This window comes from Agrobacterium tumefaciens (genome assembly GCF_013337285.1).
In the GTDB taxonomy this organism is placed as follows: domain Bacteria; phylum Pseudomonadota; class Alphaproteobacteria; order Rhizobiales; family Rhizobiaceae; genus Agrobacterium; species Agrobacterium burrii.
In genome coordinates this window covers 127094-151582 of record NZ_SUPW01000009.1, presented here as the reverse complement: position 1 = coordinate 151582, position 24489 = coordinate 127094, and the positions used below count along the sequence as shown (strand labels likewise).

27 protein-coding genes are annotated in these 24489 nt (G+C 58.8%); 7 read left to right on the top strand and 20 right to left on the bottom strand.

Annotated elements, in window-relative coordinates; translation table 11 throughout:
• Nucleotides 1–2: 2 nt before the first annotated feature.
• The 3 genes from FCH38_RS20625 to FCH38_RS20615 all read right to left on the bottom strand — a co-directional run bounded on the left by FCH38_RS20625 (nt 3) and on the right by FCH38_RS20615 (nt 2027).
• Nucleotides 3–953: a FecR domain-containing protein gene (locus tag FCH38_RS20625; protein ID WP_174374973.1), complete on the bottom strand. Its 951-nt coding sequence runs from the start codon at nt 951–953 to the stop codon at nt 3–5.
• A complete protein-coding gene (locus tag FCH38_RS20620) occupies nt 950–1474 on the bottom strand; it encodes an RNA polymerase sigma factor (protein WP_174374972.1) in 525 nt (174 codons plus the stop codon). The genes FCH38_RS20625 and FCH38_RS20620 overlap by 4 nt, the downstream gene beginning before the upstream one ends.
• Nucleotides 1475–1790: 316 nt before the next feature.
• Complete coding sequence (locus tag FCH38_RS20615) at nt 1791–2027, bottom strand: acyl carrier protein (protein ID WP_046800405.1); 237 nt, start codon at nt 2025–2027, stop codon at nt 1791–1793.
• A 309-nt stretch (nt 2028–2336) separates the two neighbouring features.
• On the opposite strand from FCH38_RS20615, the gene FCH38_RS20610 reads away from it, so the two are divergent.
• On the top strand, nt 2337–3434 hold the full coding sequence (locus tag FCH38_RS20610; protein ID WP_174374971.1) for an acyltransferase family protein: 1098 nt from the start codon (nt 2337–2339) through the stop codon (nt 3432–3434).
• Between the two features lie 383 nt (nt 3435–3817).
• Here FCH38_RS20610 and FCH38_RS20605 read toward each other — a convergent pair whose 3' ends face one another.
• The 13 genes from FCH38_RS20605 to FCH38_RS20545 all read right to left on the bottom strand — a co-directional run bounded on the left by FCH38_RS20605 (nt 3818) and on the right by FCH38_RS20545 (nt 12589).
• Nucleotides 3818–4105 (bottom strand): hypothetical protein, encoded by a 288-nt coding sequence (locus FCH38_RS20605; RefSeq protein ID WP_153516704.1) that lies wholly within the window; start codon nt 4103–4105, stop codon nt 3818–3820.
• Nucleotides 4106–4692: 587 nt separating this feature from the next.
• The gene (locus FCH38_RS20600) at nt 4693–4830 is read right to left on the bottom strand and encodes a hypothetical protein (RefSeq protein ID WP_174374970.1); all 138 of its coding nucleotides are present in this window, start codon (nt 4828–4830) and stop codon (nt 4693–4695) included.
• 87 nt (nt 4831–4917) lie between these two features.
• Nucleotides 4918–5190, bottom strand: coding sequence for a hypothetical protein (locus tag FCH38_RS20595; RefSeq protein ID WP_149901448.1), 273 nt, complete (start codon nt 5188–5190; stop codon nt 4918–4920).
• Between the two features lie 146 nt (nt 5191–5336).
• Nucleotides 5337–5552 carry a hypothetical protein gene (locus FCH38_RS20590; RefSeq protein ID WP_149901447.1) on the bottom strand — a complete coding sequence of 72 codons (216 nt, stop codon included), beginning with the start codon at nt 5550–5552 and terminating at the stop codon, nt 5337–5339.
• A 34-nt stretch (nt 5553–5586) separates the two neighbouring features.
• Entirely contained in the window at nt 5587–5823 is a 237-nt protein-coding gene (gene rpsU, locus FCH38_RS20585) for a 30S ribosomal protein S21 (protein ID WP_046800410.1), read from the bottom strand.
• A 27-nt stretch (nt 5824–5850) separates the two neighbouring features.
• Nucleotides 5851–6138 (bottom strand): cold-shock protein, encoded by a 288-nt coding sequence (locus tag FCH38_RS20580; RefSeq protein ID WP_149901446.1) that lies wholly within the window; start codon nt 6136–6138, stop codon nt 5851–5853.
• A 104-nt stretch (nt 6139–6242) separates the two neighbouring features.
• Nucleotides 6243–6452: a cold-shock protein gene (locus FCH38_RS20575; RefSeq protein WP_046800412.1), complete on the bottom strand. Its 210-nt coding sequence runs from the start codon at nt 6450–6452 to the stop codon at nt 6243–6245.
• A gap of 266 nt (nt 6453–6718) precedes the next feature.
• Nucleotides 6719–6892, bottom strand: coding sequence for a hypothetical protein (locus tag FCH38_RS20570; protein WP_174374969.1), 174 nt, complete (start codon nt 6890–6892; stop codon nt 6719–6721).
• 334 nt (nt 6893–7226) lie between these two features.
• Entirely contained in the window at nt 7227–8462 is a 1236-nt protein-coding gene (locus FCH38_RS20565) for a Gfo/Idh/MocA family protein (protein ID WP_174374968.1), read from the bottom strand.
• A 19-nt stretch (nt 8463–8481) separates the two neighbouring features.
• On the bottom strand, nt 8482–9303 hold the full coding sequence (locus FCH38_RS20560) for a sugar phosphate isomerase/epimerase family protein (protein WP_174374967.1): 822 nt from the start codon (nt 9301–9303) through the stop codon (nt 8482–8484).
• A 24-nt stretch (nt 9304–9327) separates the two neighbouring features.
• Entirely contained in the window at nt 9328–10491 is a 1164-nt protein-coding gene (locus FCH38_RS20555; protein ID WP_174374966.1) for a DUF993 family protein, read from the bottom strand.
• Between the two features lie 10 nt (nt 10492–10501).
• Nucleotides 10502–11644, bottom strand: a complete 1143-nt coding sequence (locus FCH38_RS20550) for a Gfo/Idh/MocA family protein (protein WP_174374965.1) — start codon at nt 11642–11644, stop codon at nt 10502–10504.
• A gap of 246 nt (nt 11645–11890) precedes the next feature.
• Complete coding sequence (locus tag FCH38_RS20545) at nt 11891–12589, bottom strand: TetR/AcrR family transcriptional regulator (RefSeq protein WP_153516707.1); 699 nt, start codon at nt 12587–12589, stop codon at nt 11891–11893.
• A gap of 118 nt (nt 12590–12707) precedes the next feature.
• Here FCH38_RS20545 and FCH38_RS20540 point away from each other — a divergent pair, with 118 nt between their 5' ends.
• From FCH38_RS20540 to FCH38_RS20525, 4 genes are all read left to right on the top strand, one after another.
• On the top strand, nt 12708–13997 hold the full coding sequence (locus tag FCH38_RS20540; protein WP_174374964.1) for an ABC transporter substrate-binding protein: 1290 nt from the start codon (nt 12708–12710) through the stop codon (nt 13995–13997).
• Between the two features lie 81 nt (nt 13998–14078).
• Nucleotides 14079–14957 (top strand): carbohydrate ABC transporter permease, encoded by an 879-nt coding sequence (locus FCH38_RS20535; RefSeq protein WP_149901489.1) that lies wholly within the window; start codon nt 14079–14081, stop codon nt 14955–14957.
• Nucleotides 14950–15825: a carbohydrate ABC transporter permease gene (locus tag FCH38_RS20530; protein ID WP_174374962.1), complete on the top strand. Its 876-nt coding sequence runs from the start codon at nt 14950–14952 to the stop codon at nt 15823–15825. Before FCH38_RS20535 ends, FCH38_RS20530 begins: the two co-directional genes overlap by 8 nt.
• 77 nt (nt 15826–15902) lie before the next feature.
• Nucleotides 15903–16976 carry an ABC transporter ATP-binding protein gene (locus FCH38_RS20525; RefSeq protein WP_149901440.1) on the top strand — a complete coding sequence of 358 codons (1074 nt, stop codon included), beginning with the start codon at nt 15903–15905 and terminating at the stop codon, nt 16974–16976.
• Between the two features lie 174 nt (nt 16977–17150).
• On the opposite strand, the gene FCH38_RS20520 is transcribed toward FCH38_RS20525, so the two are convergent.
• From FCH38_RS20520 to FCH38_RS20505, 4 genes are read right to left on the bottom strand one after another with little or no spacing between them, the layout of a single operon-like run.
• Nucleotides 17151–17933, bottom strand: coding sequence for a sugar phosphate isomerase/epimerase family protein (locus FCH38_RS20520; RefSeq protein ID WP_174374961.1), 783 nt, complete (start codon nt 17931–17933; stop codon nt 17151–17153).
• Nucleotides 17930–18946, bottom strand: a complete 1017-nt coding sequence (locus FCH38_RS20515; RefSeq protein ID WP_174374960.1) for a hydroxyacid dehydrogenase — start codon at nt 18944–18946, stop codon at nt 17930–17932. Before FCH38_RS20515 ends, FCH38_RS20520 begins: the two co-directional genes overlap by 4 nt.
• Nucleotides 18943–20820 (bottom strand): DUF2264 domain-containing protein, encoded by a 1878-nt coding sequence (locus FCH38_RS20510; protein WP_174374959.1) that lies wholly within the window; start codon nt 20818–20820, stop codon nt 18943–18945. The genes FCH38_RS20515 and FCH38_RS20510 overlap by 4 nt, the downstream gene beginning before the upstream one ends.
• Entirely contained in the window at nt 20813–21877 is a 1065-nt protein-coding gene (locus FCH38_RS20505) for a LacI family DNA-binding transcriptional regulator (RefSeq protein WP_174374958.1), read from the bottom strand. Before FCH38_RS20505 ends, FCH38_RS20510 begins: the two co-directional genes overlap by 8 nt.
• Nucleotides 21878–21988: 111 nt before the next feature.
• Here FCH38_RS20505 and FCH38_RS20500 point away from each other — a divergent pair, with 111 nt between their 5' ends.
• Together FCH38_RS20500 and FCH38_RS20495 are read left to right on the top strand one after the other, a co-directional pair.
• Nucleotides 21989–23281: an ABC transporter substrate-binding protein gene (locus tag FCH38_RS20500; protein WP_153516713.1), complete on the top strand. Its 1293-nt coding sequence runs from the start codon at nt 21989–21991 to the stop codon at nt 23279–23281.
• Between the two features lie 160 nt (nt 23282–23441).
• Nucleotides 23442–24371: an ArsR/SmtB family transcription factor gene (locus tag FCH38_RS20495; protein WP_149901434.1), complete on the top strand. Its 930-nt coding sequence runs from the start codon at nt 23442–23444 to the stop codon at nt 24369–24371.
• The last annotated feature ends 118 nt before the right edge of the window (nt 24372–24489 follow it).

The window sequence follows — 24489 nt, the reverse complement described above, 5'->3', positions numbered from 1 at the left end:
ACTCAATAAAGAACCGTCAGATAAGGGCCGGCTTTGATGACGCCGATTTCCAGCGCGGCAGCCAGATCCGCAAGAGCGGCACCGGGGTTGGAAAGATCGAAATTGCCCGACAGCCGCTTTTGCCGCAGGCTCTGCCGCGTCATGACGATGCGGCCGGGAAGATAACGCTCGAAGGTTTCCACCACTTCTGCAAGCGGCCTGTCCTCGAAGATGAAGCGGCCGTTGCGCCAGGCGGCGACGGAGGAGGGATCGACCGTTTCTATGCTGCCAAGCTGGCCGTTGGGCGAATAATCGACGCGCTGGTTTTCATGAACCCGGCCATTCTGGCCCTGCTTGCCCGTTTCCACCTGCACGCTGTGTTCCAGCACCGTCACGCTCGTCGCGTCGTTGCGCATATCGACATCGAAGGCTGTCCCGAGCGCGGTGGTCGTGCCGCCTGCCGCCTCGACTGAAAAAGGCCTCGCCGCATCGGGGGCGACTTCAACGAAAATTTCCCCGCGCAGCAGCACAATGCGTCGCTCCTCTTTCGAGAAACGCAGTGCAATCGCGGAGTGGGCGTTCAGGGTGATGGTCGAACCATCGGGCGTGGTGACGACCTGCCGTTCCGCCGTGCCGGACATATGGTCGGAACGCAGACGCATGGGCATGTCGGTGAGGTAAAAGGCGGAAAGCAGCGAGACGCCGGCAATGGCCGCCGCTGCCGCCTTGGCTTTGCCGCCGCCGCGCCTGCGTGTTGCCTTGGCCAGAAACGCCTGATCGGCCGCCAGAAGGGCGCCGGCGTCGCCCATAAGACATCGGACACGCTCATAAGCCTTTGCATGTCGTTCATCCCCGGCGATCCAGTCATCGAAATGCGCGGCCAGCATGAGGTCGTCCGGGCTTTCCCGTCGCCGCAGGAACCAGTCGACGGCCTCTTCCCGCAGCGTCGAGGCGCTTTTTGCCGATCCCGTCACAGCGTTTCCTCCAGGCAATCAAGGCAATGGAGATAGGCCTTGCGCAGATGACGATCGACCATGTTCTTGCTGATGCCGCTTCGCGCGGCGATCTCAACCGAATTCAGGTTGCCGATGCTGCTGGCAAGGAAGACCTGCCGGCGCTGTAGCGACATGGACATGACGGCGCGGCGCAGCACTTTCAGGCGATGTTCCCTGTCGGCGAGGCTATCGGCATCATTGACCGGCTGTGGCGCGGCAAGCGCTTCCTCCATGCTGCCCGAAAACAGCCTGCGCTCGAATTGTTCGCGGCGGCGGCGGTCGATGCCGAGATTGGCGCAGGCGCGCACCAGAAAGGCGCGGATGAGCGAGGTATTTTCGGGAAGCCGGGGTTTGCCGGTCAGCCGCACGTAAAGATCATGGACGATCTCCTGCGAAATGGCAGTCGTGTGTCCGCGCCGGTTCATGGCCTTGCACAGTTCCTCATAATAGAGCTGTACGGCATCATCGATGCGTGCGCGGGACGTGGGCTTGCTCCACATGAGGCGGGTTCCCGGTCGGAAGAATTGAGCGATCCCGGGCTGCATAGGTGAAAAATCACCCCATGGCAATAAACATGACTAATTTTATCATATATCTTTTACACTCAGCGAAAGATGCGCCGGGCGGATGGTGCCCGGCCGTCTTTCAAGCCCCCGCTCTGGCGAAGATCATGGTCTGGATCAGGCCATTTTTTGTGGTTCGCGAATGGTGATCGTGCCGCCGAAGCGTTCGATGATTTCCTTCGCAATGGCCAGCCCGAGCCGCACGCCGGGGTAAACCCGCCGCTGCCGCGTACGCCCAAAATCAGGCCTGAAATCAGGCCTTGTTTTTTTCGATGAAGCGGATGGCATCACCCACGGTCAGGATCGTGTTTGCGGCGGAATCGGGAATTTCCACGCCGAATTCTTCTTCGATTTCCATGACGACCTGAACGACTTCGAGGGAATCGGCACCGAGATCGTCAGCAAAATTGGCGTCGTCGACGACCGTGGCGGGGTCTACGCCAAGCTGGTCCACGATGATTTTTCTGATACGGTCTGCAATGCTGGACATAATGGGACTCCGCGAAAGTTGCCTGTCTCCGATCCGCCCGGTCAGATTTGCGCTTAGGGTATCCCACAAAAATCGAAGCCGGTTTTCGCGGGGCGTGATGCGCAAAGTCAAAGGGGCAATGCATCGATGACATCCGGACGTAGCACGCCTTTAACGTCTGCGGAAGAGTGTCGGCCAAGGGGAAGTGTTTCATAATATTGCGCAGAGTATGCTGCGTTAAACAGTTTGTGACTGGAAGCGATGAACCGCTGCGCGTTAAACCTCGTTTTTGTGGAATAATATCGTCCAGTCTCACAGAGCCTCAACGCCATGGTCCAAACGTCCCCGGAACGCTTCATATTGCTCGACGGCATAAGGGGTGTGGCTGCCCTCTTCATCGTTCACCGTCATGCCGAGCAGCTTTTCGGAAAAAGCACGGCGTCGAGCTATCTCGCGGTGGATCTGTTCTTTGCCTTGAGCGGTTTTGTGCTGGCGCATGCCTATAGCAGGAGGTTGCTCGAGGGAGCGATTACCCCCAGCTTTTTCATGAAGGCGCGCTTTGCACGTCTTTATCCGCTTTACGGGTTGGCGCTGGCCTTGATGGCCGCCTATTTCATCTGTCTTTATGTGCTGGGCCTGCCGACGCCGATCGATGATCTTCATCGTCATATCGATCCCGGCGAGCTGGCTTTCGCGCTGGTGACGGGACTTCTCTTTCTGCCAGCTCCCTTCACGCTTACCCTCAACGGCGCGTTGTTCCTCGTCAGCCCGGCATGGTCGCTGTTCAATGAACTGGTGGTGAATGTGTTTTATGCCCGTTGGGGCGTGCGGGCCACAACGAAACAGACGGTTGCGGTGCTGGCCGTCAGCGCCATTGTGCTGATGGTGGCCGCCGCTGAGTTTGGCAGGCTCCATGCGGGTTTTCGCTGGAATGAAATGTATGCCGGCATGGGGCGGGTATTTTTCTCATTTTTCGTCGGTGCGCTGATTTATCGTTACCGTAACCGCGCGCCGCGGCTGCGGCCGGTACAGGCTGCTCTCTGTCTTCTGCTGGTCTGCTTCATCCTCGCCGTGCCGATGACGCGGGAGCTTCGACCGTTTTTTGATCTTACGGTCGTGCTTTTCATCTGGCCGCTGCTATTGTTCGTCGCAAGCCAGACGGTTCCGGGCCGCGGGACGGCAATGGTGTCGGTGTTTTTGGGTACGGCGTCCTATGCGGTGTATGTTCTGCATATTCCGCTTCTTGCCTGGACGGAGCTTCTGATGCCCGTGGTCGATGGGACGAACATGGCTTTGCCGGCCGGCATCGCTTTCCTGGTCGGGACGACCTGCCTGTCCTGGTGGCTGACGGTGCATTATGATCAGCCCGTTCAGAAATGGCTGAAGAACCGTCTGAAAAAGCCGGCAAAGATCAGCCAGACGGTTTGATCGGAGGTTAAATTTGAGCGGCTTCAGTAATGCGCAAAGATCGGAGCCGTCAGTATGAATGCCGCGACGAGGCTGATAATCGTCAGTTTCGCCGCTCGCATACGCCGCATCCTGCGGCCGCTCCAGTCATACGTCATACTCCACCCTCCACGCAGACGCAAAACTTGCCGATATGAAACCCGGTTCAGACATTGCCGCAAGCCAGTCGTGGCTCTGCAATATCCGATGCTGCAATTCCATACGGGGAGCGTCCCGTATTGCGCTAGAACGCATTCAGGACGCTCCATTTCAGTGTTGCCTGATATATGGCATTTGCCAAGCCGTTATTTTCTTCGGTGATTTTGAAGATTGCTCTTCATGTAAGGCACGAGGGGGGCATTTCCTCACCGATAGAGCGGCGGCAGGCCCTGGATCGCGTAACGCGGCAGCGGTTTCCACGCCTTCACACGTTCATGTTTGTGAGTGCCGAACAGAAACAGCATTTCCTCGGAAAGATCGTCCGGGTCGGTCAGTCCGTCCTGAAACAGCTGGATCACCTTGCGGGCCGCATTGTTATAAAGAAGGGCTTCATCATCTATGAGGTGGCGGTCATAACCGAGACCTTCGAGCACCGATTGAAGCATTTTCAGGTCTCGTGATGAGATGATGCAATTGTCGCATGTGGAAGACATGACGTCCTCCTTTCTGTGGAGTACACAAAGCCGGAGCGCCAAGCGTCCGTGGGGACGCTGTGGAAGGACGCTTCAACGTTTTGAAACGACGGGCTTTTCCAAAGAAAACCGTTTCCGGTGTCCCGGCCGATGCCGCCGTGCATGTCGTGTAAATTTGCGAAACGGTCCTGTCGGTCAACGACATGCGCAGGACGGGGGCTTGCGGACGGCATAGCAGCCTGACGGCGGTAACGCCCATTGATTACCGATGAATAAGCGTGCGCCCTTTGCGGGCGATAGGCAAGTTAATTCGGCTGGTGGTCGCCCGTTCGGAGATATTTGTAATCTGTAATCTTCGGCATTGCGGGCAACAAAAAAGGCCGGGGCAATATTGCACCGACCTTCCTCATATCGCTTTCAACACCAGTGCCAGTACATCCGTGGTCAAAAGTCTAAAGCGACTAAAACAACTGCGAACGACAATTTCATTCGCGCTCACCAGCAGCTGCTATATGAGCTATATAGGTGGGCAATGTGGCCAAAACAAGTCCGGAAGCTAAAAGGATGTTTTACCCTCTATAATCTGCCGGCGGCCAGCTCAAACCCTGTTATTTCTTCTTGCCATCCGCCGTCGTGGCGTTTGCGAACTTGACCTGCGAACCGGTCGGTGCTGCCTCCGCGGCTTTGGTCTTGTCCTTCTTTGGTTTGCGGACTTCCTTGTTGCTGCGCAATTGACCCTTGGCCATGGTGTTCTCCTCGTGTTGAAGCGGTATGTGATGTAACGCGTGAGCATGGTCGCTCAAGGCGGACAGGGGGCGGAATCGCCTTCACCCTCAGGGCGAAGGTGGTCCCGTGAGTGAATGTTTCCCGAAGGACAGGGTCGAGTTGGACAGGCGGATGCGGCCCGCGGGAACGGCTCTCTTCAACACGTCGGTCTGGACGCCAAAATCGGGAAAGACCGAAAAGCAGGTATCGCGATCCTGGCGAACGGCCGTTTCTTCAGCAGCGTTCAGAAGCAGGCGCAGCGATGCATTTTCCCGGTACCCCGCGCCGCCGGTGCGGACGAGGTTGCGTGAAAGGCTTGGTGCATAAAACTCGGAAGACATGACGTCCTCCTTTCGTTTGGGGCGAGGACTGTCTGCCCTCAATCACCAGCGCCCTTCAACAGGTTGCTGACAGGCGAAAGGTGCGCCTGTTGCGTATAAGGTTCAAGAGGTTTTTCGAGTGGACGGCGGCAAAATGCGCAACCGCGCTATTTTTTGCCGGACGGCCTTTTGGCAGGGGTGTGCGGAGTGGCGGCGGTTGCCGCCTCCTGCGCTTCGCGAAGCTGGCGAAGCCGTTCCGTCTTGCGCGCGCGCTGGTCGGATTCGGCAGTGATAATCTGTCTTGCCGCCTTGTCCGTCATCGACGCCTTATCCTGAGAGGACAGTTTTTCGGGTTTGAAAACAGCCTCTTTTGGTTCGGTCATGACGTTCTCCTTTGCGGGAAGGCAAGATTAGCGGTTAGCGGGTGCGGGCAGCCTTTTTAGGAGCCGGCAGCAGTCCCTCGCGCTGCATCTTTTTTCTCGCCAGCTTGCGGTGGCGGCGCACGGCTTCGGCTTCTTCACGAACGCGCTTTGCCGACGGCTTTTCGTAAGCTTCGCGGGCACGCATTTCGCGGAAAATACCTTCGCGCTGCATTCTCTTCTTCAAGACGCGAAGCGCTTGCTCGACATTGTTATCTCTGACGATGACCTGCAAAATATCTCCTTAAAGCAGCCGCTGCTGCTATTTTCTGATTTTGATCGTGTTCGAGTTGATCCAGCTGGATCCCGAAGCACGCGGTGCTGAACTTTCCGCATCCATTACTCGAGATGAGGACGAAGCGGTATCGATTTCATCGGATGCAATGTTCCGTTCGAAGTTCTCGTTCTGAAAACGAACCCTGAAACGGACCAGACCCTGTGTTTCCGGCAGAACCATGACGATCCGGCCGGGACCGCTGGGCTGATTGCCGCCAAGGACGCCCGCCTTGAGGACAATCGCATCGCCGGTGCGGTAAAGATTTTTGCGCATGAGGGCCTCCCATGGCCAAAAAAAGTAAAAGGCCGGGCGTAACCCGACCTCTCAGAATCATTTCGCGCCGTTGCCGTGTTGACGCCAGCGGCGCGAATGAAAAATCAGGCAGCGCGCAGATTGTCGGCGGAGCTTTTGCCCGAGCGACGGTCCTGAACGATGTCGTAGGTGACCTTCTGGCCGTCATTCAGCGAACGCAGACCTGCGCGCTCAACTGCGGAGATGTGAACGAAAACGTCCGTGCCGCCGTTGTCAGGCTGAATGAAGCCGAAGCCCTTGGTGGCGTTGAACCACTTTACAGTACCAGTGTTCATAACGATTTCCTTTCGTAGCAATCGTTGTGGTTCCCGCGATACCTTGCGGGATTGGATCGATTATTTGAGAGGAAATCCAACGAGAGCACAGGGCTGGAGCGTCGGTCACAAGCAATTGTCGATTGGGCAAATATAGCCGGAATTTTCAATTTTGCAACGTGGGCGCTGTGGAAAATACGTGAGGCCATCTTAGTATTTCTTGTAAGTAAGTATTTTACAAACATTTTCCCCGCTGCCTGGCACCCGCGCGCCGCGCGGGATACGTGTCAACCGGCCCCCGGTGAAACATCCTTCGAGTTGTCGCCATCCGGCAAGCTGCCTGCGCCCGGCGTCTTGTCATAATCGGTGAGGGAGGGTTTGGCGTGCGGGCCGGCAGGCGGAATCTCACTGGCCTTCGAAGGGCCTTTTTCGTCTGTTTTCGGCTTTTTTGGCTGCGTCATGGCGTGTTCTCCTTTGGAAAGAAAACGCCGGGAGAAGCGCGAGGTTCCGCTGCCGCGCATGGTTGTGCGCAGGTGTTAAGCCTTCATCGGCGGGATCGCGGTTTTTTCTCGTCCCTGTTCATATCGCGTCCCACCCATTTGAAGAAAACAAAGAGGCTGGCGCCGATGATGATAAGCGGAACGAAGGATTCAAAACTGGACATAATTCACTCTTTCTTCCCCCGGCCATCATCTTACCGGGATGGAAGAAGCGCGTAATCTGCGGAATATCGTCCGTTCTTTTTGCCAATTGCAGCGTGCGGCCCGCTATCGAAGGGGCCGCGCGCCGAAGATTCTACAGCGGCAGAGATTTCACGGCCTCAGAGCCGCCCTCACGGGCGCTCTTCAGCGCCGCCACACCACAGAGAACCGACATGGCGCCGGCGCGTGAGCCGGCCCGCTGCCGCAGCCGGTCGTTCGAGCCGGGCTTGAAGATCATGTCGCGCATGCGGTTATCGCCGCCATAATGGCCGCCCGGCTCATGCGGCACCCAGATGCGTTCGACGCCGCCGCCAAAGCTTTTCACGACAAGGATTTCGTCGGCCGGCGGTTCCGTCCAGGGCTGCTTTTCATATTGGCGCATTTCGATTCGGCCCTTATGGCCGTTGAAGGCAATGTGATGACCCTCGATCGGCATATAGGTGTTGAGCGAATAGGAAACCTGCACGCCGCTGGCATAACGGATCGAGGCGCTCATCGTATCAGGGATATCGATCTCCTCGCGGAAGACACAGGCATCGCGCATATAACCGTCGATGCTCGAAGGGTCTTCATAAAGCGCATCGAGAAAGGGATCGGCGCCGAGATCCATGAAATAATCGCACTCGTTCTTGTGCGGACAGGTGCGACAGCGCGTTCCGCGGAACGGGCCGTTCTTGCCATAATGCAGCAATTGCCCGAAACCTTTCACTTCCACGGGGTCGGAATCGAGATACCAGTTCAGAAGATCGAAATGGTGCGTGGCCTTGTGGACGAACAGGCTGCCGGAATGTTCGGTGAAGGCGTGCCAGCGGCGGAAATAATCCGCGCCATGCTGGTTATCCAGATACCAGTGAAAATCGACCGACGTCACCGTGCCGATCGCGCCGTCATCGATCAATTCCTTGATTCGCGCGGCCGTCGGCGAGAAACGGTAATTGAAGGACACATCGACGCGCCGGCCGCTTTTGGCCTCCGCAGCGCGAATGCGGTCGATCTTTTCCGGGGTGGTGGTCATGGGCTTTTCACTGATGACATCGGCACCGCCCTCCAGGGCGCGGATGATGATGTCGTCATGGGTGTCATCAGGCGTGCAGACGATGACCAGTTCAGGTTTCTGCTCCAGCATCATGCGGTCGAAATCGTCGTAAAGTGGCGCGCTCGATCCCATCATGGCGCGGGCGCGTTCGGCGCGCATCAGGTTCAGGTCGCAAATGCCGACCAGCTCGACATAATCGCTCCAGCCGGCCAGAAGTTCGCGGCCCCACATGGTGGTGCCGCGATTGCCGGTGCCGACCAGCGCATAACGTTTGCGTTTCACCCTTTCAGGCATTGTCTCTCTCCCGGATATCTCAACAAACAGTCTTGAAACGCTCGACGACGGTGGTGAGAACCTCGTCCATCGGGCGTGCCTGCCAGCGATGCGAAAAAATCTCCACTTCCTGCGGACCATGGAAGCCGGCGGCCTCGATCATGGCGCGAAATGCCTTCAGGTCAATGACGCCGTCGCCCATCATGCCGCGATCATTGAGCGGATCGGTGGTCGGCACCAGCCAGTCGCAGATATGATGCGCGAGGATTTGCCCGTTCCTGCCGGCGCGCGCCACCTGCTCCTCCAGTTCCGGGTCCCACCAGACGTGGTAGACATCGATGGCGACGCCGGTGCCCGCCCCCAGCCGGTCGCAGAGATCGAGCGACTGTTTCAGCGTGTTGAAACAGGCCCGCTCGGCGGCATAGAACGGATGCAGCGGTTCGATGGCAAGCGGCACGCCGGCAGCCCGCGCATAGGGCAGAAGTTCGGCCATGCCGTCCTCCACCATCTGCCGCGCCCCTTTGAGGTCACGCGAGCCGGCGGGTAGACCACCCACGACCAGCACAAGGCAATCGGCCTTCATGACGGCGGCTTCATCGACCGCGCGTTTATTGTCCTCGATTGCCAGACGGCGGCCTTCCGCATCGGGGGCGGGGAAAAAGCCGCCACGGCAATGGCCGGAGAGGCGGATGCCGTTCTGCTCAACGATGCGCGCGGCTTCGGCAAGCCCGATACCGTGCACCTGCTCGCGCCAGGGCGAAATGGCGGTAATGCCGTGCGCAAGACAGGCATCGACAATGGCGTCGAAGGAGCCGCCCTGACGCACGGTGGCGAAATTGATGGAAAGGCCTTCAAGGCTCATCTCTGTATCTCCCCTTGTTCTGCGTCAGTCGATGCCGCGGACGGCCAGAAACGCCTTCATACGATGCGTCGCCAGATCCGGCTCGGCCAGCACATTGGCCTTGTCCGCCAGCCGGAAAAGCTCGGCGAAATGCTGGGTGGAGCGGGTGCTTTCCTGCCCGCCAACCATGGTGAAATGCTCCTGCAACCCGTTGAGATAGGCGAGGAACACCACGCCGGTCTTGTAGAAGCGGGTCGGGGCCTTGAAGATATGGCGTGACAACGCCACGGTCGGCTCCAGAATATCGAAGAATTCATTGTCCGCGCCGCGCTTCAGGCTGGCCAGCGCCTTGGAGGCGGCCGGCGCAATGGCGTCGAAAATGCCGAGCAGAGCGTCCGAATGGCCCTGTTCATCACCGGCGATCAGTTCGGCATAATTGAAGTCGTCGCCGGTATACATGCGCACGCCTGCCGGCAGGCGGCGGCGCATGGCGATTTCCTTCTCCTTGGAAAGAAGCGAAATCTTGATGCCGTCGATCTTGTCGGCATTTTCCTCGATCATGGCAAGGCAGGTTTCCATGGCCGTCATATGGTCGCCGGAACCCCAGTAACCCTCGAGCGCCGGGTCGAACATCTCACCCAGCCAGTGGATCACCACTTTCTGCTCGGCGCGGGAAAGCACCTTGGCATAAGCCTTGAGATAATCATCCGGGGAACGGGCAGCAGCGGCCAGCGCGCGGCTCGCCATCAGGATTACCCGCCCGCCTTCTCCCTGAACAAAATCAAGCTGTTCCAGATAAGAGTCGGTAATCTGGTTTAGATCATAACCGCCGCCATTCAGATGGTCGGTGCCCACGCCGCAGGCAATCAGCGCATCCTTGCGGGGCGCTGCTTCCTTCAGCGAACGGGAGATCAGTTCCTGCGCCTGTGGCCATGCCAGCCCCATGCCGCGCTGTGCAGTATCCATCGCCTCGGCGACACCGAGGCCGAGGTCCCACAGGCGGTGACGGAAGCGCAGGGTTGCGTCCCAGTCGATGGCGGGCGTCAGCCACGGGTCGTTATCGGCAAACGGATCGGCCACCACATGGGCGGCGGCGAAAGCGACGCGGTTGAAATCCGCAGCACTTCGTTTTTCGACGGGAACCGGCGTGCCTGATAGTCTGTAGACCTCGATGCTGCGGTCTTCCCTCGGAAGCTTGAGTTCGCTCACCTTGGCCTCCTTACGAAATGGCGGGAACGTCGAGCCAGCGGCGTTCCTTCCACGATCTCAGCCCCAGCTCGGCAAGCTGCACGCCCTTCACGCCTTCCATCAGCCCGTAGGGCCATGGGTCATTATCGACGAGATGGCGCACGAACATTTCCCACTGCGCCTTGAAGCCGTTGTCATAGGTGACGTTGTCAGGAACCTCCTGCCAGGTCTTGTAGAAATCGATGGTTTGCGGCTGGTCGGGGTTCCACACCGGCTTCGGCGTGTTGGTGCGGTGCTGGGTAAAGCATTTCGTCAGGCCCGCCACCGCCGAGCCATGGGTGCCATCCACCTGGAAGGTGACGAGATCGTCGCGGCGCACGCGCACCGCCCATGAGGAGTTGATGTGGGCGATAGCGCCGCCTTCCAGCTCGAAAGTGGCATAGGCCGCATCGTCCGCATCCGCCTTATAAGCTTTGCCCTGTTCGTCGAAACGCTCGGGAATATGGGTCGCGCCAAGGCAGCTTACCGATTTCACCGGGCCGAAGAGGTTGTCGAGCACATAACGCCAGTGGCACAGCATATCGAGAATGATGCCGCCGCCATCCTTCAGGCGGTAATTCCATGAAGGGCGCTGCGCCGGCTGCCAGTCGCCCTCGAATACCCAATAACCAAACTCGCCGCGCACCGAGAGGATTTTGCCGAAAAAGCCGCTGTCGCGCAGCATGGCGAGCTTGCGAAGGCCCGGCAGGAACAGCTTGTCCTGCACCACGCCGTGTTTGATGCTGGCGCTTTCGGCCAGCCGGGCAATCGCCAGCGCCTCTTCCATGGTGTCGGAAATGGGTTTCTCGCAATAGACGTTCTTGCCGGCCTTGATGGCCTTCTCCAAAAGGCTGCCGCGCATCTGCGTGGTGCCGGCATCGAAGAACAGCGTGTCATCAGGGTTCGCCAAAGCAGCATCGATATCGGTCGTCCAGCGGGCGACATTGTGCTTCCTAGCGATTTCCTCGATCTTCGCGCCATTGCGACCGACCAGAATGGGGTCGAGCATGACCCTTTCGCCGTTCTTCAAAAGCACGCCGCCCTGATCGCGAATAGCGAGAACGGAGCGCACGAGATGCTGGTTGTAACCCATGCGGCCGGTGATGCCGTGCATGATGACGCCGATACGTTTCATGAATTTCCTCCCAAGGCGGCTCTCTCCCGAAATGCCGCTTCCGTCAAACATGGCAATTTGTAACCATTTGGTTATTTGTGGTCGTGAAGGATGCGATCTGTCAAGGTGTTTTTGGCGGACAAAATTCAAATTTCGAGAGGGGCAGCAGCAAGGTGTTTCCACCGCGCCGCAAAAGAAAACGACGCGCTTCGCGGATGCGAATAGCGCGTCGTCGCTGTTGTTAAACGAGAATTCGGTTCTGCCGGCTCAGACTGGCCGCACTGCAGCAAGCAGCGTGTTGACGATGTGCTGGCCCCAGCGTTCCAGTTCGGCAGGGTCGGTCAGGTCGCGCTGGAAGATCGTCGACAGCGTAAACCGGTTCGAAAGATAGAATGCGCCGAGCGAAGCGATGGTCAGATAAACGTCGATCGGATCCAGACCATCGCGGAATTCGCCGGTGTCGCGACCGCGCCGCAGCACCTCTTCAAGCTCCGAAATGAAATTTGAATGCATGGCCGCAATCGTCGGAGATTGCCTGAGATAGCGGGCTTTGTTGAGGTTTTCGGTCGCAAGGATGCTCAGGAATTCGGGGTGGTCGAGGAAATAATGCCAGGTGAAAAGCGCAAGCTCCCGCAACCCCTCCGAAGGCGGCTTGCGGGTGAGGTCGAGTCGCCCTTCGGTGTGGCGGATGTGACGATAGGCGTCTTCCAGAACGGCGAGATAAAGCGCATCCTTGTCGCCGAAATAATGGTAGATCATCCGCTTATTGGTGCCGGCGCGGCGGGCGACGACGTCTATCCGTGCGCCCGCCAGCCCCTTGGCGGCCACCTCGCGGCGAGCGGCTTCAAGGATGGCGGCCCTGGTTCTTTCCGGGTTTCGAACCTGTGCGGTGGCGCGTTTGCGCTTGGGGGCAGGCGTTTTCTCAGGAGCCGGATCGGGCTGATGGTTTTTTGTCGTTTCTTCCATTTCAGCACCCGCTTGACAATGTTTGCGATCAGTGTTCCCATGTAACCAATTAGTTATAAAACGGCAAGTGTCGTTTGCACTCATCATCAATTTGGCAGTCAATAGGGAGGAGTTGCCAATGTCCGTGATGCTTCACAGGAGAAGTGTGCTTTCAGCGGGGCTTGCGGCCCTTTCACTCGCAACATTGGGGGGCGGTTCAGCGCAGGCTCAGGCCGCGCGGCTGCGGATGTTGTGGTGGGGATCGCAGGAACGCGCCGATCGTACCAACAAGGCGATAGCAGCCTATAAGCAGGCCAAGCCGGATCTCGACATTGCCGGCGAATTTGCCGGCTGGAGTGATTATTGGCCGCGCCTTGCCACGCAGGTGGCCGGCCGCAATGCGCCTGACCTGATTCAGATGGATTATCGTTACATCTTCGAATATGGCCGTCGCGGCGCGCTGGCGCCGCTGGACGACTATATCGGTAAGGGCTTGAAAATCGAGGACTTCGGCAAGATGAACATCGATTCCGGTCGGGTCGATGGCAAGCTTTACGGCATCAACCTCGGGGTCAATTCCAGCGCTGTCTTCTTCGACAAGGCGGCCTGGGAAAAATCCGGCGCGACACCGCCGTCAACCGGACAGACCTGGGAAGAGTTTGCCGAAAACGCCGCCAAGCTCAGCAAGAACAAGCCGAAGCCCGGTTATTATGCCACGGCCGATGCCAGCGGCGTGGAGCCGAGCTTCGAAAACTGGCTGCGCCAGAACGGCAAATCGCTCTACACGCAGGATGGCGGCATCGGCTTCGACCCGACCGACGCAACCAAGTGGTTCACGCTCTGGGCGGATCTGCGCAAGAGCGGCGCCTGTGTGCCGGCCGATGTGCAGGCGCTCGACCAGCTCAATATCGAAACCAACCCGCTGACGACGGGCAAGGCAGCAACTGCATTTGCCCATTCCAACCAGTTCGTCGGTTATCAGAAGCTCAACAAGGCGAAACTTGCCATAAGCTCCTATCCGAAGAGCACGAAGGATGGCCCTTCCGGCCATTATCTGAAGCCTTCCATGCTCATCAGTGTCGCCAATGGCAGCGCCGGCATCGAGCAGGCGGTTGGGTTCATCAACTTCCTCGTTGCTGAGCCACAGGGCATCGACATCCTGGGCGTCGAACGCGGCGTTCCGGCCTCGGAATCCATGCGTAACGCGCTTACCCCCAAGCTCGACGAGGTCAGCAAGAGCATGGTGGAATATATTGCCGAGATTACCCCCGGTGTCGGCGATCTGCCGCCGGCGCCACCTCCGGGTGCGGGCGAATTCGCCTTCGTGCTCAAGCGCACGGCGGAGGAAGTTGGCTTCGGCAAGATTTCGCCTGAAGAGGGCGGTGACCGTCTCGTCAAGGAATCTGAAACCGTTATCAAACGGAAGTGATGGCGTATGGCATTTCGATCTGAAACTCTTGTGGGGGAGAGCCGTGGCGTGGCTCTCCCGAAACGGGGCGGCGCAAGGCGGATGTTCGATCGCAACATCCACGCCTACCTGTTTCTTCTGCCCTGGCTGATTGGCTTCTTCGGCCTCACGCTGGGCCCGGCGCTCGCGTCGCTTTATCTGTCCTTCACCAATTATGACCTGTTGCAGTCGCCGGACTGGGTGGGGGCGGCAAACTATGTGCGCATCGCCACCGATGATCCGAAATTTGCAGCCGCCATGCAGGTGACCTTTACCTATGTGCTGCTGTCGGTGCCGCTGAAGCTCATCTTCGCGTTGCTGGTGGCGCTTGCCTTCAATCGCGGCATCAAGGGTTTGACGCTCTACCGGGCGATCTTCTATCTGCCGTCGCTGCTTGGCTCCAGCGTGGCGATTGCGGTACTCTGGCGCCAGCTTTTCGCCTCTGACGGTCTCGTCAACATGATCCTGTGGCAGGCATTCGGTTATGAAGGGCCGAGCTGGATTTCCAATCCGGATTATTCGATCTACACGCTGGTCATCCTGTCCGTCTGGCAGTTCGGCTCGCCGATGATCATCTTCCTCGCGGGTCTCAGACAAATCCCGCAGGATATGTATGAAGCTGCCGAAATCGATGGTGCAGGCAAGATGCGGCAGTTCTTCCGCATTACCCTGCCGCTTTTGACGCCTGTCATCTTCTTCAATGCGGTGATCCAGACGATCGACGCCTTCAAGGCCTTCACGCCCGCCTTCATCATTTCCGAAGGCACCGGCGGGCCGATCAACTCGACGCTGTTCTACACGCTCTACCTCTATCAGGAAGCCTTTGGTTTCTTCCGCATGGGCTATGCCTCGGCGCTTGCCTGGATTTTGGTGATCATCATCTCGCTGTTCACGGCCTTCTCGTTCCTCAGCGCGAAATACTGGGTGCATTACGATGACTGACGCTGTTACCGCTCCCCGGCCGGGACAAGGCCCGCAACGCTCGCCGCTGAAATCGGTGATGCTCCACACGGCGCTGATCATCGCTTCATTTGCGATGCTCTATCCGATCCTGTGGATGATTTCAGGTTCGTTCCGGCCGCAGGATGAGCTGTTTGGTTCTTCCTCGCTCATTCCCTCGTCGGTCGATGTCGGCGGCTATATTCGCGGCTGGACCGGGCTGCAGGTGAGTTTCGGGCAGTTTTTCTGGAACTCCTTCTTCATCTCGGTGCTCGCCACCATCGGCAATGTGGTCGGCTGCTCGCTCACAGCCTTCGCCTTTGCGAGGCTGCGGTTCGGTGGGCGCAATTTCTGGTTCGCGCTGATGCTCGGCACCTTGATGTTGCCCTATCATGTCGTGCTCATCCCGCAATACATCCTGTTTCTGGAAATGGGCTGGGTGAACACCTCGCTGCCGCTGATCGTGCCGAAGTACCTCGCGACGGATGCCTTCTTCATCTTCCTGATGGTGCAGTTCTTCCGCGGTATCCCGCGTGAACTGGACGAGGCGGCTGTCATGGATGGCTGCTCGCCCTTCCGCATCTACTGGAAGATCATGCTGCCGCTATCGATGCCTGTTCTGGCGACGGCCGCCATCTTTTCCTTCATCTGGACCTGGGACGATTTCTTCGGGCCGTTGATCTATCTGAACGACATCAACACCTACACCGTGCAGCTCGGCCTCAGATCCTTCGTGGATTCCACCGGCAGCTCGGACTGGACCTCGCTTTTCGCCATGTCCAACCTGTCACTGGTGCCGGTCTTCCTGTTCTTCCTGTTTTTCCAGCGGCTGCTGATCGAAGGCATCGCCACGACGGGAATGAAACGCTGAACCGAGAAAACATTTTATAAGACCATCAACACTGTCGCGGCTGCCCTTTGCGCGGCGCAACAGTCGGGAGAAACAGCATGGCAAGCAGCATTACTCTGGAAAAAATCGTCAAGCGGTTCGGCGCTTTTCCGGTCATCCACGGCATCGATCTCAAGATCGAACCCGGCGAATTCACCGTTTTCGTCGGCCCTTCAGGCTGCGGAAAATCCACGCTTTTGCGCATGATCGCCGGTCTGGAGGAAATCTCCGGAGGCGACGTTCGTATTGATGGCGAGAGGGTCAACGAGACCGCTGCCTCCAAGCGTGGCATCGCCATGGTCTTCCAGTCCTATGCCCTTTATCCGCATATGAGCGTTTACAAAAACCTTGCTTTCGGGCTGGAAACCGCGGGTTACAAAAAACCGGAAGTCGAGGCGCGGGTACAGAAGGCCGCCGATATCCTGCAGATCGGCCCCCTGTTGCAGCGCAAGCCGAAGGCGCTTTCCGGCGGCCAGCGCCAGCGTGTCGCCATCGGCCGGGCCATCGTGCGCGAGCCGAAAATCTTCCTCTTCGATGAGCCGCTCTCCAACCTCGATGCGGAACTGCGCGTGCAGATGCGCGTCGAAATTGCCAAGCTGCACCAGACGCTCGGCAGCACCATGATCTATGTGACGCATGACCAGGTGGAAGCCATGACCATGGCCGACAAGATCGTCGTCCTGCGTGACGGCCGCATCATGCAGGTCGGCCGCCCGCTTGATCTCTACAATAATCCAGCCAACCAGTTTGTAGCCGGCTTCATCGGCTCGCCGAAGATGAACTTCCTCTCGGCGAAGGTCGCCTCAGGCGACAGTTCCAACCGCACCATCGAGGTGGCCGGCCAGCGCATCGTGCTGGAAAAACCAGTTGCGGCCGGCGAAGGTGAACCACTGACCTTCGGCGTGCGCCCCGAACACGTCAACCCGCAGGCGCAATCCTCGCTCGGCGAAGCTTCCATCCAGCTCGTGGAACATCTCGGCGGCTCGACGGTGGTTTACACCAGCACCCCCGACGGCCAACCGGCCACCGTGCTGCTGGACGGCCAGCGCCAGATCCGCATCGGCGAGACCATTCCCTTTGCGTTCGATCTGGCCAAGACACATCTGTTCGGGGCGGATGGGCGGCGGATATGAGAACGAGTGGGTGGCAGCTGTCTCACCGTAGGGCGGCTAACGAAGCCCGCAAAGCTTGCGTTCTTCATCCTCGGGCTTGTCCCGAGGATCTGCAACGTGTTGATTTTGTTCAACGTGATTAAATCCCCGGCGCAGGGCCGAGGATGACGTCGAGTGTGAGGTTGAAGTCGTGCACTAATCGGTATGACCGGCGAGGATCTCGCTGAGCGTCACCGCATCTTCCGCAAATTGGCCGATGTCATCACCCCTGACGAATTCCAGCATCGCATAAGCCGGTTTTGTCCATTCGCTCTGCGGCAACGCCTCGACACACGACCGCCAATAATCCGCGCGCTCGGCAAGCGGCAGACGGCTGGTGTCGGCAAGCCATGCAAAGACGTGCAGATGGCAGATGCGTGAGCCGATTTCCGATATTTCAGCGAGCGCCTTTTCGAGCGGCAGGCCGGGTGCCGGCTGCCAGTAGAAAAAGAGATTGGGCGCGGCCAAATCCTGCGCCAGTTGCAGGGCTGAGGGCAGGGTGTCCGTCAGTGAATTGGGGTGATATTCCAGCCCGATCGTCATGCCGTAATCTTGCGCATGGCGGGCGATCTCTGCCAGTGCCTCGGTCGCCGTGCGGCGCTCGGCGGAAGAGTAGTCCGTGGAGGGACGTTTGCGCTGGCCCGGCCAGATACGGATATGGCCGGTGCCGAGCGCTTTGGCGGTTTCGAGAACGGCGGTCAAATCTTGCCGCGTAAAATCCGGTGCGAAGATGTAGGAGCCGTAGGAGGATACGGTGAGGCCCGCTTTAGCGGTCCGCTCGGCCACATCCCTTGCGTTTTTGAGGTCGCCTGGCGGCACATGGATATCCGCGCCCCATTCGATTGCCCTGATGCCGTTTGCGACGGCAAGGTCGATGACCTCCTGCGGCGACAGGGAGCGGAAGGTGACGGAGCAGAGGCCCGGCTCGAAAATTCTCATGCGATCAGTTCCAGATGTTCCGGCCGTACCTGCTGTTCAAGTGCAGCGCCCTGACAGAAGCGTTCGATTTCCGCGATTGCCATGTCGCCCAGCCTGGCGCGTTCGAGGCCAATGGCGCCGGCGATGTGCGGCGTCAGGAAGACGTTGGGCAGGCTGTAGAAGGCAGAGTCCGGCGGCGGCACTTCCGGATCGGTCACATCGATGACGGCTTCGATACGCCCGGTTTTTAGTTCCGCCAGCAGCGCCTCTTCATCGACGAGCGCACCGCGTGCCGTGTTGATCAGGGTTGCGCCATCCTTCATCCGGGCAAGCGCTTCCGCGCCGATCATATGCCGGGTCTGCGGCAGCGACGGTGCATGCAGCGAAATGACGTCGCTCATTGCCATCAGCGCATCAAGCGTTACCAGCCGCACGCCAAGGCGGTCCGCCTCTGTTGCGCTTAAAAACGGGTCGAAAAGGATGATGTCGAGATCGAAGGGTTTCAGCAGATTGATGACCCGACGCCCGATGCGCGATGCGCCGACCACGCCGACCGTCAGGCCAAGATTGCCGATGGCCTGCGATTGCAGGCGATCGACGTTTTCCCGTCCGCGATCGTTTCCATAAAACCGTCGGAAGCTGAATACGCGCTTGCCGGCAAGCAGGATCATCGCCTGCGTAAATTCGGCGACCGGCTGCGCATTGGCTTCCGCCGCGCTGCACACGGTGATGCCGCGCTCAAAGACCGCCTGCGAGAGGAAATATTTCACCGTGCCGGCAGCATGGGAAATCAGCTTGAGCCTTGGCATCAACGCCAACTCCCGTGCGCCGATATCGGGACAGCCCCAGCCGGTCAGGAGAGTATCCGTCCGTTCCAGCTGGTCTTTTACCGATGGATCGTGAAAGTCGCAGATCCGGTTGATATCGATGATATCGACGCTCCGCGACAGCCTTTCGAGCGCCTGTGGTGTCAGCACATGCTGCGTCCGCTCCGGGTCCATGGCAAGGCTGAGACGCGGAAGCGGGCTCGTCATCGTGGCTCTCCCGTCGCCGCCATGCTGCTGACCGGGACGCCGCGTTCCGCAAACAGGCGGTCGAGCGCCCTGATGTCCGGAAGTGCCGGAACAGCTGCCAGGGCGTTTTTGCTTTCAGGCCCGGTCAATCCCGCGAAGACGGCGCAGGCAAGCAGAGTTTCGCCGGCTGGAATATCACCGCGCAATTGCGGCACCGTGGTTTTGGCATTGACGAGGTTGGTATTGGGCAGCGCCTTCAGTGCGACGCCTTGGCGGGATATGACAGAGCCGAGATCGATGATCGCGGAAATGTCGGTGCCGCAATCCGCCGATGCATGGCCGGCCGTCTCGGTTACGGCATCGCTGTCGCCGTCATTCCGATGGATGGCGAAGCCGCCTTCGGTGACCGAAAGCGGCCGGGCGGTGGTGATCCGGTGCAGCCGGATGTGCCAGTCGCCGGCGGCAACCAGCGTCGTTTCAACCGCGACATCGGGGAACGGTCTCCATGTCGCCCGCAGATTGTCCCCGGCCAGCAGAACCTTTTCGTTGGTTTCGCGCACGCGGTAATGCAGGCCGTCATCAGAGAAGGCCAGCATATTGTCAAAACCATTGGTCTTGAAGCCGCGCTCATCCACTTCCACACCAAAACCATAGCGCGAGGAATAGGCGAATTTGGCATATTTCTCCGACCCGCCGCGCATGGAGAGGGTTTCCTGTCCGCTGGAAAGTGCCGTTACGTTGCCTTTGGTCCGCATCATCACCATGCCGGGATGAATGAGCGGCCGTGGTTTGGTGGAGGTTTCGGGCAGCTTTTCTTCCGCCTGCCAGAAGGGGTGGCTTTCCGGCAAGGCGAGCGGCAGGAAGGCCTTGAAGGCCCAATAGGGCGAACCGGCCGAATTATAGCTTTCCGACATGGTCAGCTGCGGGTAGGCGTAACCGATGGAGAGAACGCCGTCGCGGTCGGCGATCGGCTTTTGCGCCCACCAGCGCAGATGCTGCAGATAAAGCCCCTTGATCTCGCCCCAGGGCAGGGCTTCTTCATCGGCAAAGGCAAGGCCGGCCCAGAAGCCACCACAGGCGAAACGATAGGTCATGGACCGGCCGAAGGCGAGCGCGCCGCCATCCTCATCGAACCAGCTGGCAAAATCGCCGGCAAACAGGCGGGCGCGTTCACGGTAACGTTCGGCATAAGCATCATCAGGCTTGCTGAGTTTCGCGTAGATCAGGCCGTAAAAATGCATGGCGAAGGCGATATAGTGGTCGATGCGGCGATAATCGCCGTCACGATACCAGCCATCGGCAATGTAGAAGCCGTCCAGCTCCGCCTGGAAGGTGTCCGTCAGGCTGCGATCGAAATCTATGCCCAGATGATCGAGCGCCATGTCGACCATCACCCGGAAGAACTTCCAGTTATTATCGGCATAATTGCGCTCGCGGGCGGTGAGCAGATAGCGGCGGACATTGTCCTTCTGCGCGTCGGAGAGGGGTTCCCAAAGATGTTGTGGCGCAAGCCGAAGCGCGAAGCCCAGAGCTGCAAGTTCCACCAGCCGCTGATCCTTCTGGCGCACGTCGCCCCAATAATCGGGATGGGCGGGATCGGTGCCGTTGGCGATGCCTTTTGCCAGAAGCGGCCAATGGTCGAACGTATCGCCACTGAGCGCCAGCGGCGCGATGCCCCAGAGCGGCCGGGCAAATCCCTCCAGATCTGCCGCCGCCCGGTCAAAATGCGCGGCAGTGCCGCTGAGCGTCACCCTTGCGCCGCTCTCTGAAAAATAGGGCAGGAGCGGTGCGAAACTGTCATCCAGCGCCTTTCTGACATCGGCGCGGGTTTTAAGCGGATTGCCGTAGAGCGGATTGAAACGGGTCATCGGATCATTGTTTGCCGCATCATGCATGACGTATCGCCTTTCCCGTCTTTTTCGCCTGTCCGGCGGTCTGTCCTTCCACCAGCTGCACGCCCAGCTGAACCTGCCGGGCATTGGCGGAAGGCTCCGTCAGCCGGCGGCGCATCAGTTCCACCGCCTCGCGGGCGATTTCACGGCGGTCGACGCGGATGGTGCTGAGGCGCGGGGTGGAGAGTTCGGCAAAGGGCAGGTCATCGAAGCCGATGATGGAAAGATCATCCGGAACGGCAAGACCAAGCTCCTGCGCTGCCCCCAGCGCGCCGAGCGCAATGGCATCATTCATGCAGAAAATGCCTGTCAGGTCAGGGTTTTTGGCCAGTAGCTGGCGAACCGCATCGCCCGCTTGTCCAAAGCCGCTATCCACCGTCGTCAGCAGGAATTCCTCATAAATGGTTCCCTCCTGTTCGAGGATGGTGTGGCGGAAGCCGCGCATGCGCTCGCGTATGGTGTGGCGGTGGTGCGGGCCGATATAGGCGACCTTGCGGTGGCCGAGTTCCAGAAGCCGCCGCGCCGCCATCGCGCCGCCGTAAAAGTTGGAGGGCGAAACGCAATCCAGCGTCATCGACGGGTCGGCGCTGTTGACCAGAACCGGCTGCAGCACACCCTGGGTAATGCGATGGATGATCTCCTCTTCGGGGTCGAGACCGATAGCAAGAAGGCCGTCCGCCTCGCAGACCCGCTGCGTCAGGGCGTCATCCACCTGTTTCTGGTGCAGCAGCCGGATATCGAGTTCAAATCCGTCCGTCTGGGCGAGGTTGCGCAGCATGTCGAAAATGTCGTGATAAAAAGCGCCGATATCGCCGGTTGCCCGTTCGGCGGACATCAGGGCGAGAACCTTTTTGCCCTCCAGCGGCACGCCGCCAGTCTGGCTGGTGACCGGTCGCAGCGGATAACCAAGTTCCGCCGCAACCCCCAAAACCTTGGTCTGGATCGAAGCGCTGATGCCTTTTTCCCCGGCGAGAACACGAGAGACGGTGCTGATGGAGACGCCGGCGCGCTGGGCGATATCCGACTGGCGCGGGCGGCTGATGTCGGGCGTATCGTTCATGTCGTCTCCTGCGCTTGCAAAAAAATCTAATATGATGCAAATATTGCAAATACAGAAAATTTGCAAGAATTAAGTAGTCAGTGAAAAATTTGCAAAACGCGGGAGGAGCAGATGCAAACTATCGATAGACGTGGATTTTTGGTGACGGCGGCGCTGGCCGGTCTTGGGGTCGCGGCGGGCGGTTTTCGCGCGCTGGCGGCAGAGACCCGGCTTCGTTGCGTGTGGTGGGGATCAGCCGATCGCAACAAACGCACCAATGATGTGATCGCCCTTTACCAGAAGGCCGATCCGCAGACGGTGGTCAGCGGCGAAATGATCGCCGGCTCCGACTATTGGACCAAGCTTGCGACCTCAATGGCCGGACGCAATGTCGCCGATATCTTCCAGTTGGAACCATCCACCATCGCCGATTATTCCGGCCGTGGCGCCTGCATGGAACTGGACAAGTTCGTCGGTTCGTCGCTTGATCTTTCCAACTTCGGCAAAAGCGAGATCGATCTGTGCCGCATTGACGGCAAGCTCTACGGCGTCGGTCTCGGGCTGAACTCCTTCTGCATGATGTATGATGCCGAAGCGCTGAAGGAAGCCGGCGTTTCCATGCCGGAAGGGCAGATCACCTGGACGGCGCTGGCGGAACTAGCGCGCGATTTCAAGAAAAACGGTCCGGCGCGGCGCAATTATTGGGCCATTCCCTATGGTGCGCGTTATCATTATGTCTTCGATGTCTGGCTTCGCCAGCGCGGCAAGCTGCTGTTTCAGGATGGCACCATCGGCTTCAACAAGGAAGACGCCAAGGAATGGTTCGCCTATTGGGAAAAGCTGCGCGAGGAAAAGCTCTGCGTTTCCGCCGATATTCAGACGCGTGATGACAATACCATCGAATCCAACGCCTTGACGCTGGGCAATTCCGCCACGGGTTTTGCCTATTCCAACCAGCTTGTGGGTTATCAGGCGCTCAACAAGAAAACGCTGTCCATCGGCATGCTGCCGGGTGAGGGGGCTGGCAAGCCGACCGGGCATTATTACCGGCCGGGGCTTATCTGGTGCATATCGTCCACCTCGACCAATCCGGAAGCGGCGGCGAAGTTCATCAACTTCTTCGTCAACGATCTGGAAGCCGGCAAGGTTCTCGGCGTGGAACGCGGCGTGCCGCCGGCGAAGAAGGTGCGTGAGGCGGTGTTGCCGAGCCTCAACGATACCGAGCGAAAGACGGTGGACTACATCGAAAGCCTGTCCGGAAAGACCGATGCCTATCCGGAACCCGCCCCGATCGGAGCCAACGAGTTCGACCGTGGTGTGATGCGCCCCATCGCCGACTCACTCGCCTTTGGCCGCGCCAGCGTGGATGAAGCGGCGCAGAATCTTGTCGACACCGGCACGCGGACCCTGCGCAAGCGCGGTTGACGACAAAAGGGGCATCGCCACGTGGCCTCAAAGCTGCGTGGCGATGCCTTTTTCATGCCTTTAACCTTCAGATATGCCTGAACGATAAACAACACTGGACAAGTATAGGGTATTTAAGCCAGAAATCCTGATCTGGATCGATAAATCTGAAGATTAGAGAATGGCCCCCAATTTCCTCCTGGTTGATGCTGAAAAAGAATTCGATGTCCTGAAAGCGGCCGCATCGTTGATCCGCGTGCAGATATTGAAGCTGCTGCATGAGACGAGCGGTCTGAATGTCAACGAGATCGCGCAGCGACTGGAGTTACCCCAGTCCACCGTTTCCGCCGGCGTGGCGGTTCTTGAAGAAGCCGGGTTGCTGCGAACCGAGACGCGCAAGGCGCGCAAGGGCAGCCAGAAAATCTGCTTCGCCACCTGCGATGAACTCATCGTATCGTTCCGAAAACCCGAGACGCCGGCCGCCTCCAATTACATTGCGGTGGCCATGCCGCTTGGTCTCTATACGCAGAGTTCGGTAACGGCACCCTGCGGCATCTGTTCGCCTGATGGTATTATCGGGCTTCTCGATGTGCCCGATACGTTCATGGACCCTGATCGTATGAAGACGGCGCTCTTATGGTTGACGTCGGGCTTCGTGGAATATCAATTCCCCAATAATGCCAAGATTCAAGGCCGAAACGTCGAGGAAATCGAGTTTTCGATGGAGGTCAGTTCCGAGGTGCCGGGAACGCACAGCAACTGGCCATCGGACATAACCCTCTCCGTCAATGGCAGGGAAATCGGCGTGTGGACCTCGCCGGGTGACTTCGGTGACAAGCGGGGTGTGTATACGCCCGATTGGTGGAAACTCTCCGGTTCCCAATATGGCATGCTCAAAACCTGGCGCATCACCGCGCAGGGAACCTATGTCGACGGCACCCGCATCTCGGATGTGACGCTTGAGGATATCGATCTGGTGAGCCATCGTTCCATCCGGCTGCGCATCGAGGTCAAGGCCGACGCGAAACATCCGGGCGGGCTGAATATCTTCGGCCGGGGTTTCGGAAATTACGATCAGGACATCGTCCTGCGCCTGCGCACGGCAGACTGAGCATTTCAAATTTTAAAAGTATGATTTTCGCGGTTGACAGGCGCGGATTCCCTCGGCAACTATATTATCAAATATGGTTCATACCATATTTTAAGATATAAATGCGCAGGGAGGAGAG